This window comes from Paraburkholderia sp. 31.1 (assembly GCF_014397645.1).
GTDB lineage: Bacteria > Pseudomonadota > Gammaproteobacteria > Burkholderiales > Burkholderiaceae > Paraburkholderia > Paraburkholderia tuberum.
In genome coordinates, this window is the sequence record NZ_VZQN01000041.1 from 1 (window position 1) to 14,778 (window position 14,778).

General features: G+C 63.9%; 13 protein-coding genes and 1 pseudogene. 8 read left to right on the forward strand and 6 right to left on the reverse strand.

What is annotated here, in order from left to right; all coding sequences use genetic code 11:
• A pseudogene (locus F6X37_RS27340) lies at positions 1-193 on the reverse strand (sulfonate ABC transporter permease); the annotation flags it as partial.
• A 781-nt stretch (positions 194-974) separates the two neighbouring features.
• Between F6X37_RS27340 and F6X37_RS27345 the strand changes: the two are divergent.
• Together F6X37_RS27345 and F6X37_RS27350 are read left to right on the forward strand one after the other, a co-directional pair.
• The gene (locus F6X37_RS27345) at positions 975-2,666 is read left to right on the forward strand and encodes a sensor domain-containing diguanylate cyclase (RefSeq protein WP_187613457.1); all 1,692 of its coding nucleotides are present in this window, start codon (positions 975-977) and stop codon (positions 2,664-2,666) included.
• Positions 2,667-2,836: 170 nt separating this feature from the next.
• Positions 2,837-3,103, forward strand: coding sequence for a hypothetical protein (locus F6X37_RS27350; RefSeq protein ID WP_018419782.1), 267 nt, complete (start codon positions 2,837-2,839; stop codon positions 3,101-3,103).
• Positions 3,104-3,164: 61 nt separating this feature from the next.
• Here the strand turns inward: F6X37_RS27350 and F6X37_RS27355 are convergent, their stop codons facing one another.
• Both F6X37_RS27355 and F6X37_RS27360 read right to left on the reverse strand, forming a co-directional pair.
• A complete protein-coding gene (locus F6X37_RS27355) occupies positions 3,165-4,481 on the reverse strand; it encodes an ATP-binding protein (RefSeq protein ID WP_187613458.1) in 1,317 nt (438 codons plus the stop codon).
• Positions 4,465-5,190: a response regulator gene (locus F6X37_RS27360; RefSeq protein ID WP_090803560.1), complete on the reverse strand. Its 726-nt coding sequence runs from the start codon at positions 5,188-5,190 to the stop codon at positions 4,465-4,467. Before F6X37_RS27360 ends, F6X37_RS27355 begins: the two co-directional genes overlap by 17 nt.
• A gap of 218 nt (positions 5,191-5,408) precedes the next feature.
• Between F6X37_RS27360 and F6X37_RS27365 the strand changes: the two genes are divergently transcribed.
• Positions 5,409-5,942, forward strand: coding sequence for a periplasmic heavy metal sensor (locus F6X37_RS27365; RefSeq protein WP_090803559.1), 534 nt, complete (start codon positions 5,409-5,411; stop codon positions 5,940-5,942).
• 134 nt (positions 5,943-6,076) lie between these two features.
• On the opposite strand, the gene F6X37_RS27370 is transcribed toward F6X37_RS27365, so the two are convergent.
• Positions 6,077-6,787, reverse strand: a complete 711-nt coding sequence (locus F6X37_RS27370) for a pirin family protein (protein ID WP_187613459.1) — start codon at positions 6,785-6,787, stop codon at positions 6,077-6,079.
• 599 nt (positions 6,788-7,386) lie between these two features.
• Between F6X37_RS27370 and F6X37_RS27375 the strand changes: the two genes are divergently transcribed.
• The 5 genes from F6X37_RS27375 (at position 7,387) to F6X37_RS27395 (ending at position 12,419) form a co-directional block, all read left to right on the forward strand.
• On the forward strand, positions 7,387-8,163 hold the full coding sequence (locus F6X37_RS27375) for an ABC transporter substrate-binding protein (RefSeq protein ID WP_187613460.1): 777 nt from the start codon (positions 7,387-7,389) through the stop codon (positions 8,161-8,163).
• Between the two features lie 267 nt (positions 8,164-8,430).
• Positions 8,431-9,120, forward strand: a complete 690-nt coding sequence (locus F6X37_RS27380) for an ABC transporter permease (RefSeq protein ID WP_090803552.1) — start codon at positions 8,431-8,433, stop codon at positions 9,118-9,120.
• Complete coding sequence (locus tag F6X37_RS27385; RefSeq protein WP_018419774.1) at positions 9,117-9,830, forward strand: ABC transporter permease; 714 nt, start codon at positions 9,117-9,119, stop codon at positions 9,828-9,830. The genes F6X37_RS27380 and F6X37_RS27385 overlap by 4 nt, the downstream gene beginning before the upstream one ends.
• 39 nt (positions 9,831-9,869) lie before the next feature.
• Entirely contained in the window at positions 9,870-10,649 is a 780-nt protein-coding gene (locus F6X37_RS27390; RefSeq protein WP_187613461.1) for an ABC transporter ATP-binding protein, read from the forward strand.
• Positions 10,650-11,261: 612 nt separating this feature from the next.
• Positions 11,262-12,419: a porin gene (locus F6X37_RS27395; RefSeq protein WP_187613462.1), complete on the forward strand. Its 1,158-nt coding sequence runs from the start codon at positions 11,262-11,264 to the stop codon at positions 12,417-12,419.
• Between the two features lie 182 nt (positions 12,420-12,601).
• On the opposite strand, the gene glnK is transcribed toward F6X37_RS27395, so the two are convergent.
• Complete coding sequence (gene glnK / locus F6X37_RS27400) at positions 12,602-12,940, reverse strand: P-II family nitrogen regulator (protein WP_013088783.1); 339 nt, start codon at positions 12,938-12,940, stop codon at positions 12,602-12,604.
• Between the two features lie 102 nt (positions 12,941-13,042).
• Positions 13,043-14,755, reverse strand: a complete 1,713-nt coding sequence (locus F6X37_RS27405; protein ID WP_187613463.1) for an NAD+ synthase — start codon at positions 14,753-14,755, stop codon at positions 13,043-13,045.
• Positions 14,756-14,778: the final 23 nt, after the last annotated feature.

Here is a 14,778-nt window from a genome sequence, read left to right on the forward strand (position 1 = left end):
GCAGGTTGGCCGGATCGAGCGAGATCGCCTGCGTCTTTAGCGTCGACATCGGCGCGAGCGTCTCGTGAAAGCCGATCGACGCCATCGCGATCAGGCAGATGATCAGCGGGAACGCGACGAAGTCCCAGCGGTTGGGCAACACGCGCCATGCCGACGCATTGGCGGTGCGATTCAGGTTGAAGCTGAAATCCATCAGATGCCCTCCCTCTTCAAACAGGCATTCGAACGCTCGAAGGAGGCCGAGGCTGCTCCGCGGCGGTCTATGGGTCGGTCCGGAAAGCGGAAATCAGGCATGGCAAAACGCGCGTGCGTGGTAAATCGTTAGCGTTGGAGACACATGGGCCGGCAATGGACAGGTTCGTGAACGCGTCGCCCACGACCACAACCATCACGCCGAACTCCTGTCGCCGCGGGCGCCGCCCGAGGGCTGGCGGGCTTTCCTCGTTTTGGACGGCACGACACTACACCATCCTATGTTTCAGGCACAACCTTTCGCCGCAAATTGCGATACGGCCTTGCGAGGCCGGGGCGTAAGGCTTCAGCAAGCCCCGGCACGCGTCGCCGCGCCGCACTGTACTCTGCTGCCGCGTGCTTCAGCGTGACACGTCGCGAGGCCGTCTCGCGGCGTGGCGCGCAAGCCACATCGGCGCGTCGCCCCGGCCGTCGTCGCTCGATCGCTTCATTGGCCCGCACAGCTATCAAGAAAGCGGCGCGGCTGCCGTTAAGAACCTGATCGGTGCGGCATATGCAGGTGGCATCCAAGCAATAACGGTGGCATCGTGCCCCGCGACGGTTAAAATCGGGAAACGACGTACCTGTTTATCAGCGGATCATCCCGGGCATGGCGACGGCGCAGCGCACGTCGCTCGCGACGGGACGAAACCGCAGCTGATGCAGATAACGACACAGCGTTGAGAGCGCGCTGCCCACGAACGAGCAAGTTGCATGTCACAGCCAGACGGATCAGAGGGTCGATGAACAGGACAACCTTGCGCCAGGTAGCCGGGCCGGTCAGCTTCGTGCTGATCGTACTCGTCTGCTGGTTCGTGGCTGGCATGGTCGCGGACCGGATGGTACAGCAAGAGCTGGACGCGGCGTTGCGCACGCAGCGGCAAATGTCCACGTCGATCGTCGACAACATGGCTGAAGTAATTGCCAGCGACCTCGCGATGTCCCGCGCGATCCCCGCAACCATGGCCGAAATGGACGTGGTCCAGCGTGCCCTCGTGCAATCGCAGAATTATGCCGTGAACAGCGAGGCGGCGGAACCCGCCTTGCGAGCCGCCTTGCTCAAGGATCCGAAGATGGCCGGAGTCAGCAGGTTCCTGCACGAAGCGCAGGGCTTCTCCGGGCTCGATCAGGTCTGGATCGTCAACGCGAACGGCATCTGTGTTGCGTCGAGCGGCACGATGTCGAACCCCGAGGGTGCGCAGCAATCGTTCGTCGGCGTGGACATGCGCGCGCGCGGCTATCTGACCAACGCGCTGCTCGGCGCATTCTCCGAAGCCTACGGCGTGGGTCGCGCGAGCGGCGAGCCGGGCATCTTCATCGCCGCGCCGGTGTACGCGGACGGGCTGCTGGTCGGCGCGGTGGTCGCGAAGGTCGGCATCGCGCGGTTGCGCCACTGGGTCGCGCACGCGGGCACCTTCGTGTCCGACGACAACGGCGTCATCATCATGGCGCACAACAGCGCGCTCGAAGGCCACGCGTTGCCGAACTCGCGCGTCACGCTGATGAGCCCCGCCGAGCGGCGCATCATCTACCGCCGGGAGACGTTCCCCGACATGCTGATCCGCGAAGACACGCAAGTGCGTGAGCAGGCGCCGTGGGTGCCGGCGTCGGTCGCCGCGCAGCTGTTCGGCATGATCGAACGGCCGGCCCCGGCGCTCTATCAGAACCGCGGCGGCCTGAACTCGGGGCTCTCCGCGCACCTGGTCGATCCGCTCGCCGCGTGGCCGGAGCTGCTGCGCAACCACAAGCGCGACCACCTGCTGGTGTTCCTGACGCTGGCCGGCACCGTCGCGCTCGCGTGGGTGATCACCGTGTCCTACGTGCGCGAGCGGCGCCACCATCGCGCGACACGCGATCTCGCCGAGCAGTTGCAGTCGGCCAATACGCTGCTGTCGGCGGAGGCGCGGCACGATGCGTTGACCGGCGCGCTGTCGCGGCGCTATTTCCTCGACCTGCTACGCCACGAGATCGATCGCGCGCACGCGGGGCGCGAGCCGCTGTGCATGGCGATCGCCGATCTCGACCACTTCAAGCAGATCAACGACCGCTTCGGCCACGCCGCCGGCGACCGCGCGCTCGAACATTTCGTCGATACGTGTCGCGCCGAGCTGCGTGGCTCCGACGCGGTCGGCCGGCTCGGCGGCGAAGAGTTCGGCCTGCTGCTGCCGGCCACCGATCTGACGGGCGGGCGCGAAGTCGTCGAGCGTCTGCGGCTGCGGTTGAAAGCGGTGCCCTCGCCGAAGCTGCCGGCCTCGGCGGGGCTGAGCGTGAGCATCGGCATCACCGAACTGTCGCCCGACGATCTGCCCGAGCGTCTCATGAGCCGCGCCGATACCGCGCTGTACGCGGCGAAGACCGGCGGGCGCGACCGCACCGAAGCACTGCCGCCCGACGATACGGCGCCGCCTACGCGCACCGCGGTGAATGCCTGGTGAATGCCTGACGCTCGCCGAAATATTCAGCGCGACGGTATCGCCCTCTCCGCTCAGCCAACCCACGCCGACTCCCTGCCCCGCGCTGAAAACGACGCCGAGCCTCCCACAACGAAGCAGGTATCATCAATCCTGATATCGGATTGTCACTACCGCACTAACGGGAGATTCGCATGAAGGGAAATCTGGTGATCGTCTGTCGCGATCACGACGCTGATGCTTTCGACCATCTGCTCGCAGAATACGGCGCGTTCCAGACGCGTCTGTCGTCGACCGCGTGGTATCTGAAACTGGAGGTCGCGCCGGAACTGATTCAGGAGGAAATACTCGCGCGCCTCGGCAAATATACGACGCACTATATTTTCGAGGCGGAATCGGTGACGTGGAATACCGTCGATAGCGAAACGGCGAACGCGTTGAATACGCTGTTTTCGGACTGAGCTCTCGCCGCTCGCGATGCCAACGCCTCGCGCGCGCATCGCGACTCCAACACCCCTGCTTCTACCAGGCGTTTTCCGAGGCGGTCGCGACCCGCGGCAGCACGTCGAACGGAAAACTCATCAACACCCGCAAACCGCGGCCGCCATGATTGCCGATTTCCCATTCACCGCCCGCGCGCCGCACGAGCCGCTCGACGATCGCAAGGCCCAGCCCGCTATGGCCGTTGCCGCCCCGCGCCGGATCGAGCCGCACGAACGGCCGGCTCGCGTTGATCAGGTCCAGGGGGGCGATGCCCGTGCCGCTGTCGCTAATTGATAGCGTAAAGCTCTGCGGTGTGCGCGCGGTCGCGACGACCACCGGCGGCGCGCCATACGCATGCGCGTTGTCGATCAGATTCGACAGAATCCGGTCGAGCGTGGCCGCCGGCAGCAGAAATGACGGCCCGGCGTTCAGTTCCGTGTGCACGGTCGGCGCGCTGGTGGCCACCGCCCGATAGCTGCGCACGACACGCTCGCACTGCGCATCCACTTCCACGGGTTCGCTGCGGTCCGCGCCGTCGTGCGCGAACAGCAGGAACTGCTCGACGATATGCGTCATCGAATCGACGTCGCGCACGACGCCGTCGCGCGTCTTCGCGTCGTCCATCATTTCGGCGCGCAGCCGCAGACGCGCGAGCGGCGTCTTCAGGTCATGCGCGACACCGGCAAGCATCACCGCGCGATCGTTCTCGGTGCGCGCGACTTCCTGCACCATCTGATTGAAGCCATGGGTGAGTTGCCGCAACTCGCGCGGCCCGCGCTCGGGCACCGGCGGCACCGGCAGCCCGCGACCGAAGCGCGCCACCGCCTGCGCGAGCAAGCGCAGCGGCCGCTGCAGCGCCCACGCGGCGAACAGCGCCGCCATCACCGCAAACGAGAAAATGATGACGAGCCACAAGACCGTGCGGTCGAGCGAGCGCGGCATGCGCAGCGGCTGCACCGGCACGACGATCCAGTTCTGATCGGTCACGGCGCGCACCCATAGCATGGGCGGAGCGCCGGGCGGACCGACGCGAACCTGGGTGTCGGCCGGCATGCGGTCGCGCACGTCCTCGACGAAACGCGCGAGCGGCGGCGGCATGTTCGCGCTGGCCGCCGGCACGTCCGGACTCGCCGGGTCGACCAGTTTCACACGCGACGGCAGCGGTTGATCCGGTGTGCGGGCGACGTGCTGACGCACCGCGTCGACGAGGAAGGTCGCTTCCTCGACCGCGTAGCGCGTTTGCAGTTGCGAACGTTCGAGTCGCATCAGCGCATACCACGCGAAATGCGACAGCAACAGCACCGCGACGACGAGCAGCGCGAGCCGCCCGAACAGCGAATCAATGGGCCGACGCATGCTGCTCGCCGTCCGGCACGAACACGTAACCGCGGCCGCGCACGGTCTGGATGAAGCGCGGCGTGGATGGATCGGTTTCGAGAATGCGACGCAGGCGCCACACCTGCACGTCGATGCCGCGGTCGGTGCCGTCGTACTCGGGACCGTGCAGCAGTTCCAGCAGGCGCTCGCGCGTGAGCGTGCGCATGGGGTGATTGACGAAAATCTTCAGCAGCGCGAACTCGCTGCCCGACAGCGCGAGCGGCTTGTCTTCGAGATGCAGCGTACGCGACTGGAAATCCAGCGTGAAGCGGCCGAAGCTGAACGGCTCGCGCTGCTCGGGCGCGGCCGCCGACGGCAGCGTGCGGCGCCGCCGCAGCACCGCCTGCACGCGCGCGAGCAGTTCGCGTGGATTGAACGGTTTGCCGAGGTAATCGTCCGCGCCGAGTTCGAGCCCGACGATACGATCGACGTCGTCCGCACGCGCGGTCAGCATGATGACGGGGATATCGTCGCCCGACGCACGCAGCTTGCGCAGCGCGGTGAGGCCGTCCACGCCGGGCATCATCAGGTCCAGCACGATGAGGTCGGGGCGCTCGCGCTCAAGGCGCCGTTCGAGCGAGCCCGCGTCGTGCAGCACCGAAACTTCGATGCCCTGACGGGCGAGATAGTCGCGCAACAGATCGCGCAGTTCGACGTCGTCGTCGACGACCAGGATTTGAGTAGCCATGGAATGAAGTTTAACGCGCAGCTAAAAGGGATTTCGTTTTCCAAACGGTCTGAAGGGTTACCGGGTGTTACGGTGAAAGCCACACGTAATTGCTGGTAATAGCGGCGTCCGGGCGCGTAACACAGCGGCGCACGCGGTTCTCTACGCTGTGCCTTACCGAGTGCAGGCAGTCCAAAGACCGGTTGCTTCGTCGGCTATTCCATTACAAGGAGCCTCATATGTCCACCAAAAAGATGTCGCGCGTTCTCGCCGTTGCTGCCACCGCTCTCGCCATCGGCGCGGGCGCCGCTTACGCCGCCCAACCCGCCGAGCAGGCGCACGGCGGGCCCGGCGGCTGGCATGGCCACTTCATGAAGGAACTGACCCAACTCCACGACCGGCTGAAGCTGAACGCGGATCAGGAAAAGCTGTGGCAAAACGCGCTCGATACGATGAAGCAGAACCGCGAAGCGATGCGCGCCAACCACAAGCAGGTTCAAGACCAGTTCAAGGCCGCACAGCAACAGCCGATCCTGGATCTGAACGCGATGGCCGCGACGCATCAGCAGATCGAGCAGAAGGACGCGCAACTGCGTCAGCAAACCACCGACGCGTGGCTGAAGTTCTATAACGGCCTGAACGACCAGCAGAAGACCACCGTCAGCACGGCGCTGAAGCAGCGCTTCGCGCGGATGGAGCAGCGTCACGAGAAGATGCGCGAGCGCTGGGAGCATCACAAGGGCGCCGCGTCGGCGCCGGCCGCCAATCAATAAGCGGCGCATTCGCGAGGCGGACCAGGGAGGGCGCCTCGCTAATAGAAAAACGCCACGGAAGAGGTTTTCCGTGGCGTTGCTGTTTGGCGCTACTCGCCGCTCGATCGGCGGCCCGCGCGAATCAACCGCCTGAATCAGCCGTTCAACTGACCGAGATCGAACAGCAGCACTTCCGCGTCGTCGCCCTTTTCCAGCGTCACCGTGTCGACGTCGCTGAGCTTCGCGGCATCGCCCGCCTCGAGCACCGTGCCGTTCACGCTCAGCGTGCCGCGCGCGACGTGCAGATAGCCGAGGCGCCCCGCCGGCAGCGCGAACGTCGCGTGTTCGGCGCCGTCGAACAGTCCCGCGTAGATCGACGCGTCCGCATGGATCGTCACCGAGCCGTCACGGCCGTCGGGCGACGCGATCACGCGCAGGCGGCCGCGCTTGCTGTCGGCGTCGAAGCGCTTTTCGTCGTAGCCGGGCTGGTCGCCCGCGCGGCGCGGGATGATCCAGATCTGCAGCAAGTGCGCGAGTTCGTCGCGCGACGCGTTGAACTCGCTATGCTGCACGCCGGTGCCCGCGCTCATGCGCTGCACGTCGCCGGGACGGATCGTCGAGCCATTGCCCATGCTGTCGCGATGCGCGAGCGCGCCTTCGAGCACATACGTGACGATCTCCATGTCGCGATGCCCGTGCGTGCCGAAACCCTGACCGCCGGCGATGCGGTCTTCGTTGATCACGCGCAGCGGCCCGAAGTACACGTGCTCGGGGTCGCGGTAATCGGCAAACGAGAAGCTGTGATACGAGTCGAGCCAGCCGTGGTTGGCGTGACCGCGTTCTGCGGAGCGGCGAATCTCGATCATGGAAAGTCTCCCGGTAAGTAGTCAATCAGAGCGATGTTGCGAATGTAGGGGTTGCGCCCCCCCATAACAATCGTGCGCAACCGCACCGCAGCGTTCCATCGCTGCATGCAATCGCGCGACCGGCGAGCCCATCGCGCGGAAAGCCCGGCGCCCGGATGCCCCACGCCCGGCAGCCCGGCGCCCGCAAAACCGCGCCGGCGTCGCGCACGCACAACGCGTTGCACGGCGTCTTGCCGCTCGATGCCGCGCTGCGCTGGCAGCTTGCCGCTCTTCGGGTAAAATACCGCGCTTTTCAAGCCGCGTGGACGTCCCGCGGGACGTGCAGGCCGCGCCGGCAAGCCTCGGCGGGCGGGCCGCAACCGGTGCGCGACGGGCTTCGACTCGGCACCACACCGTGCGAGCCACGCCCGATAAGCACCGAACGCGCCGGACCGGCGCGCCACGTCGGACGAACCGCCCGCGCAAGGACGACCAGAGCGCGGCGACAGTCCCTGCGGCACGGCAATTTTGACCGCCTAGAATAGCGACCGTCGGCCCCGGCCGGTGCTCGTCGAGTCGTGTTCGTGTCATTACGACGATCAGTTTGATTCAGGAGAAACATGAAGAAGTTCGCACTGTGCGTGGCTCTGGCAGTCATGGCCACCGGCGCGATGGCGAAAGAATGGAAAACGGTGCGCATCGGGGTCGACGCCAGTTATCCGCCATTCGAATCGAAGGCGCCTGATGGCGACATCGTCGGTTTCGATGCCGATCTGACCCGCGCGCTGTGCGCGAAGATGAACGTGAAGTGCGTGTGGGTCGCGCAGGATCTCGATGGCATCATCCCGGCGCTGAAAGCTCGCAAGTTCGACGCGATCATTTCCTCGCTGGGCGTCACCGACAAGCGCCGCGAGCAGATCGACTTCTCCGACAAGATGTTCGACGCGCCCGCCCGCATGATTGCGAAAACCGGTTCGCCGCTTCTGCCCACCCCTGAATCGCTGAAAGGCAAGCACGTCGGCGTCGAGCAGGGTTCGACGCAGGAACAGTACGCGAAGGCCTGGTGGGAGCCGAAGGGCGTGCTCGTCGTGTCGTACCAGAATCAGGACCAGGTGTACGCGGATCTTGCGTCGGGCCGCCTCGACGCCGCGCTGCAGGACGAAGTGCAGGCCGACGCCGGCTTTCTGAAGACGCCGCGCGGCAAAGGGTTCTCCTGGGCCGGTCCGGAAGTGAAGGATCCGCAGACGATCGGCGAAGGCACCGCGATCGGTCTGCGCAAGGGCGATGCCGAGCTGAAGGCGAAGTTCAATCAGGCGCTCGCCGAGGTTCATCAGGACGGCACGTTCAGGAAGCTCGAAAAGCAGTACTTCGATTTCGACATTTATCCTGGCCGTTGAGCGAAACAGGCAGGATACTGCGTGGTAAGCCGGCTCGTGCCGGTGGCAGGAAAGCGGCAACGAAGGTGGCGACACCAGGAGATTCAAAACAATCCGAGACGAAAGTCCCACAAGCGCGCTGCAGGAGCACCAACGTTTCTGCAGCATGATTTGCACAGCGGCACGCTGTGCGCTGCGGATCACGGCGAGCCAGGCGCTCGTCCCCGACGCGGCGCTACGCGGACCGCGTCTTTCGCGGTGCGCGTAGCGCATCGTCGTGGACTACCTATGTTCCTTCAAGGCTACGGCCCGCTGCTTCTCAGCGGCACCTGGCAAACCGTCAGGCTGGCGGTGTTCTCGCTCGCGCTCGCGTTCGTGCTCGGCCTGCTCGGCGCGGCGGCGAAATTGTCGAAGAACCGTCTGTCGAACGGCATCGGCACGGTGTATACGACGCTCGTGCGCGGCGTGCCCGATCTCGTGCTGATGCTGCTGCTGTTCTATAGCATCCAGATCTGGCTGAACAACCTGACCGACGCGCTCGGCTGGGAGCAGATCGACATCGACCCGTTCGTGGCCGGCGTCGCGGTGCTCGGCTTCATCTACGGCGCGTACTTCACCGAGACGTTTCGCGGCGCGTTTATCGCGGTGCCGCGCGGCCAGCTCGAAGCGGGCGCCGCCTACGGCATGACGAGCTGGCAGGTGTTCTCGCGCGTGATGTTCCCGCAAATGATGCGCTTCGCGCTTCCGGGCATCGGCAATAACTGGCAGGTGATGGTCAAGGCGACCGCGCTCGTGTCGATCATCGGTCTCGCCGACGTCGTCAAGGCCTCGCAGGACGCCGGCAAGGGTACCTTGCGGTTCTTCTTCTTCACCCTGCTCGCGGGGGCGATCTATCTCGTCATCACCACCGTGTCGAACTTCGTGCTGATGTACCTCGAAAAGCGTTACTCGACCGGCGTGCGAAAGGCGGATCTATGATCGAGATCATTCAGCAATACTGGCGCAACTATCTGTTCACCGACGGCTATCGCTTCACCGGGGTCGCGATCACGTTATGGCTGCTGGTCGTGTCGATCGGCCTCGGCTTCTGCCTGTCGGTGCCGCTCGCGGTCGCGCGCGTGTCGAAGAAGAAATGGCTCGCGGGCCTCGTGTGGCTCTATACGTATATCTTCCGCGGCACGCCGCTCTACGTGCAGCTGCTGCTGTGCTATACGGGTCTCTACAGCCTCGAGATCATCCGCAACAACGAGCTGACCAACGCGTTCTTTCGCGACGGCATGCACTGCACGCTGCTCGCGTTCACGCTGAATACCTGCGCGTACACGACCGAAATCTTCGCGGGCGCGATCAAGGCGACGCCCTACGGCGAGATCGAAGCGGCGCGCGCGTACGGCATGTCGTCGTTCACGCTGTACCGGCGCGTGATTCTGCCGTCGGCGCTGCGCCGCGCACTGCCCTACTACAGCAACGAAGTGATCCTGATGCTGCACGCGACCACCGTCGCGTTCACGGCCACGGTGCCGGATATCCTGAAGATCGCGCGCGACGTGAACTCCGCGACGTACCAGTCGTTCAATGCGTTCGGCATCGCCGCGCTGCTGTATCTGTGTATTTCTTTCGCGCTCGTGTGGCTGTTCCGCCGCGCCGAGCGTCGCTGGCTCGCTTACCTGCGGCCGCAAGGCAAGTAACTGCGCGTCCCTGGACAAGCAAGCTCGTTAAGGATCCTGATGAACTCCAAGAAGCAGAAGCTCTTCGTCGACCAGCTTCACAAAAAGTACGGCGACAACGAAGTCCTCAAGGGCGTGTCGCTGAAAGCCAATGCCGGCGACGTGATCAGCGTGATCGGTTCGTCCGGTTCGGGCAAGAGCACGATGCTCCGCTGCATCAACTTTCTCGAACAGCCGAACGCGGGGCGCATTTTCGTCGACGGTGAGGAAGTGCGCACGCAGACCGCCAGGGACGGCGCGTTGCGCGTGTCGGACCCGAAGCAGTTGCAGCGTGTGCGCACCAAGCTTTCGATGGTGTTCCAGCACTTCAACCTGTGGTCGCACATGAACGTGCTCGAGAACATCATCGAGGCGCCGGTGCATGTGCTCGGTCTGAAGCGCAAGGAAGCCGAGGACCGCGCGCGCGAATATCTGGAGAAGGTCGGTCTCGCGCCGCGTCTCGAGAAGCAGTATCCGTCGCATCTGTCGGGCGGCCAGCAGCAGCGTGTCGCGATCGCGCGGGCGCTGGCGATGCACCCCGATGTGATGCTGTTCGACGAGCCGACCTCCGCGCTCGACCCGGAGCTCGTCGGCGAAGTGCTGAAGGTAATGCAGAAGCTCGCCGAGGAAGGCCGCACGATGATCGTCGTCACGCACGAAATGGGCTTCGCGCGCAACGTGTCGAACCACGTGATGTTTCTGCACCAGGGCCGCGTCGAGGAACAAGGCCATCCCGACGAAGTGTTCAGGAACACGAAGAGCGAACGTCTGAAGCAATTCCTGTCGGGCAGTCTCAAGTAATAAAATTACCCGCGACTTATGATGCGAATGGCATGGAAAATGTAGTCAATGTAGTTTTACAAGGCGCTTACGAGCGCCTTTTTCGTTTTTACCATGTCCTTCCGCCCGGCCATTCGAACGACGAAAAAGCGCCGAAAATCCCACAAAACGGGCCATTCAGGCCGAGTTTTCGCCTACCCCGCCACTTTTGACTCGTCAATAGTGACAATCCTTAATACGACCCCTTCCAAGCCGCGATTCCCTTGCCGGACAAGGCTTTTCGCCTTTTCCCGAGGAACTCCTTCGGGTCCCAGCCCACATTCGTATTGCAATTTGGCGACACCCCCTGTTGGCGGTACTAATTTCTTCTCCCAGTTAAAGTTATTTTTGATAAATTGGTAACCAAAGTAGCAAAACAAAGTTGATTAAAAGTAGTTTCACTTCAAAACGCAGAGGAGAACCGGTCGGCGTGGGATCGGCATGATGCAAAGATAGCTCGACGCTACATGTCATGACAGGAGAATCCCTATCCACCCGCCACTCTCCCTGGTACCGCTTTCTGTTCGGTGCTTATCGCGTCCGAACACCACTCGCAGTACTGGGTTTCTTTTTTGACAGGGTATGGAGGAGAAGATGAAGAAAGCTTTGCTCGTCGCTGCGCTGATGTCGGCCGGCGTTGTTGCACACGCTCAGAGTAGCGTCACGCTGTATGGCCGTTTGGATGCAGGTCTCGAGTACATGTCGGGCGTCCCGACCGGCGCTAACGCCAACGGCGCGGCCAACACCAGCTCGAACCGCTTCAAGGCGGAAAGCGGCGACTGGGGCACCAGCCTGTGGGGCATGAAGGGTGTCGAGGACATCGGCGCCGGCAACAAGATCCTGTTCCAGTTGGAAGGCTCGTTCAACACGATGACGGGCGCAGGTCCCGGCGGCGGCGGTCTCTTCAATCGCTGGGCAACGGTCGGCATTTCGAACAACCAGTACGGTACGTTCACGATGGGCCGCATGCTCTTCATCTCGAACGGCGTGTGGGACTTCGACCCGTTCGGTCAGTCGAACTGGTCGTCGGCATCGCTGGTGCGTGGCCGCAACTGGCCGCAATCGAGCAACAACTTCGCGTACCAGTCGCCGAAGATCGCAGGCTTTGACTTCTACGGTCAGTACGCGCTGTCGAACGCGACGAGTTGGAACGGTAACGGCACGACGCCGCAAGGTCGCGAAGCTGGCGCGCAGGTCACCTACACGACGTCGCTCTTTCAGGTCCGCGGTCTGTACGACGAAATCCGCAACCCGACGACCGGTGGGTTGTGGGGTGGCCCGGTTGCCAACAACGGTATCAATACGGCTAACACGGCCAACGGCGTATTCGCTGCATCGCGCGAGTACTCCGCTCTGCTGAACGTGTTCCTCGGCCAGTTCAAGATTCAGGCTGCTTACCAGGCAGTCCGTTCGGCAGGCGCAACGGGGGTTCTGCCCGGTCAGCCGACCACGCTCGATCACGAATGGGGCGGTGTGACGTGGCAGGCAACGCCGGCTGCAGCACTGATCGCGGCGGTCTACCACGTGAACGGCAACAACGGCGCGGGCAATGCGACGATCTACACGATCGGCGGTTCGTACAACCTGTCGAAGCGCACGCTGCTCGACCTGCAGGCCGCGACGGTGCGCAACAGCCGTAATGCTAACTTCGGTCTGAACGCGAACAATGCGGGCTTCGCCGCTGCAACGGACAACCCGCTGCAAGGCCGCCAGCAAAGCGGCGTGTACGCAGGTATCCAACACTCGTTCTGATCGAACGGTGCGCCCCGAGGGTCATCCCTCGGGGTGTAATACAGGTTTCTTCGAGAGAATCTTTTTCACGCTGCTGCGAGAGGCGCGTATCGGTGCGATATCCGCAAGGGTATTGCACCGTTTTTTATTCGGCGCACGGTTTTTGCCGTTGCGCGCACCGGGCCGGTGCGTGATTGCACAGCTTATACGGCCGCTTCGTTCTCTTCGCCGGTACGGATACGGATGACGCGCTCGACGTCCGCGACGAAGATCTTGCCGTCGCCGATCTTGCCGGTACGCGCCGCGCCGATGATCGCGTCGATGACCTGATCGCACTGGCTGTCCGCGACCACGACTTCGATCTTCACTTTCGGCAGAAAGTCGACCACGTATTCCGCACCACGATAGAGCTCGGTATGCCCTTTCTGGCGGCCGAACCCCTTGACCTCGGTAACGGTCAGGCCGGTGAGGCCGACTTCCGCGAGGGCCTCGCGCACTTCGTCGAGTTTGAACGGTTTGATGACTGCGGTGATGCGCTTCATGGCGAACCTCGTCTCTTGATGGGAAGAGTGGAAAGGAAAAGGATGATTTTTATTCTACGCCGCGCCGGATGCATTGCGGCATCCGCGCGCGGGTGTCGTCTTTCACTCCACCGGTTCGGTGTAGCGCGACGTGATCGGATAACGCCAGTCGCGGCCGAACGCGCGATGCGTGACGCGAATGCCGATCGGCGCCTGACGGCGCTTGTACTCGTTGATCTTGATCAGGCGCGTGACGCGCTTCACGTCGTCGACCTGATAACCCGCCGCGATGATCTCCGCGAGCGAACGGTCCTCCTCCATATACATGCGCATGATCGCGTCGAGTACTTCGTATTCGGGCAGGCTGTCCTGGTCGGTCTGGTTCTCGCGCAGCTCAGCGGACGGCGCGCGCGTCAGAATCCGCTCGGGAATCACGTCGCGCGTCGCAAACGTGGTGGCCGCGTTGCGATAGCGGCACAGCCGGTACACGAGCGTCTTCGCGATGTCCTTGATCACCGCGAAGCCGCCGGCCATGTCGCCGTACAGCGTGCAATAGCCGACCGCCATCTCGCTCTTGTTGCCGGTGGTCAGCACGATCGAGCCGAACTTGTTCGACAGCGCCATCAGCAGCGTGCCGCGAATGCGCGCCTGAATGTTCTCTTCGGTCGCATCTTCGGCGCGGCCCGCGAACTCCTCGGCGAGCGAGCCGCGGAACGCGTCGAACATCGGCGCGATCGCGATCTCGTCGTAGCGCACGCCGACGCGGCGCGCCATCTCGGCGGCGTCGCTGGTCGAGATATCGGCCGTGTAGCGCGACGGCATCATCACCGCGCGTACCTTGTCGGCGCCGAGCGCATCGCATGCAACGGCCAGCACGAGCGCCGAATCGACGCCGCCCGACAGACCGATCAAAGCACCAGGAAAACCGTTCTTGCCGATGTAGTCGCGCACGCCCATCACGAGCGCCGCGTAGACCTGCGCTTCGATCGACTGCTCCGGCGCGATCGCGGCCGGCAGCGGCGTGCCAGCGTCGAACTCCACGACAGCCGTGGCTTCCTCGAACTGCGCGAGCTTCGCGACGAGTTCGCCCCGCGCGTCGAGCACGAACGAACCGCCATCGAACACGAGTTCGTCCTGGCCGCCGACCATGTTCACGTAGACCATCGGAATACCGGTTTCGCGAATGCGCGCGCGCAGGATGTCGAAGCGCACCGCTTCCTTGTTCAGGTGGTACGGCGAGCCGTTCGGAATCAGCAGCACCTGCGCGCCCGCGGCCTTTGCCATCTGCGCGGCCGACGCATGCCACGCGTCCTCGCAGATCACGACACCGTACTTGACGCCGTCGAGTTCGAACACGAACGGCTGCGGGTCGGAGGCGAAATAGCGTTTCTCGTCGAACACTTCGGTGTTCGGCAGATCCTGCTTGCGATAGGTGCCCTTCACTTCGCCGTCGACGATCAGCGACGCCGCATTGAACGTATCGACCGGCGGCACGCCGCGCTCGATCGGCGCGTTTGCATTACCATGGCCGTTCGCCGGGCGGTGCGCGAGGTTGTCCGTCCCGTCGCGCAGCGGATGGCCGACGATCACATGCAGACCGGTGAACGGCTTCAACTGTGCGGTGAGATCGGCCAACGCCGCCGCGCTGGCGGTGTAGAACGCAGGGCGCAGCAGCAGGTCTTCGGGCGGATAACCCGACAGCGCGAGTTCAGGCGCGACCAGCAGCTTCGCACCATCGCTGTGCGCGGCGCGCGCGGCAGCGACGATCTTCGCGACGTTGCCGGCGAAGTCGCCGACGGTGACATTGATTTGAGCAAGAGCGATTCGGGTCTTCATGGCAGGATCGACAGGCAAGCCTT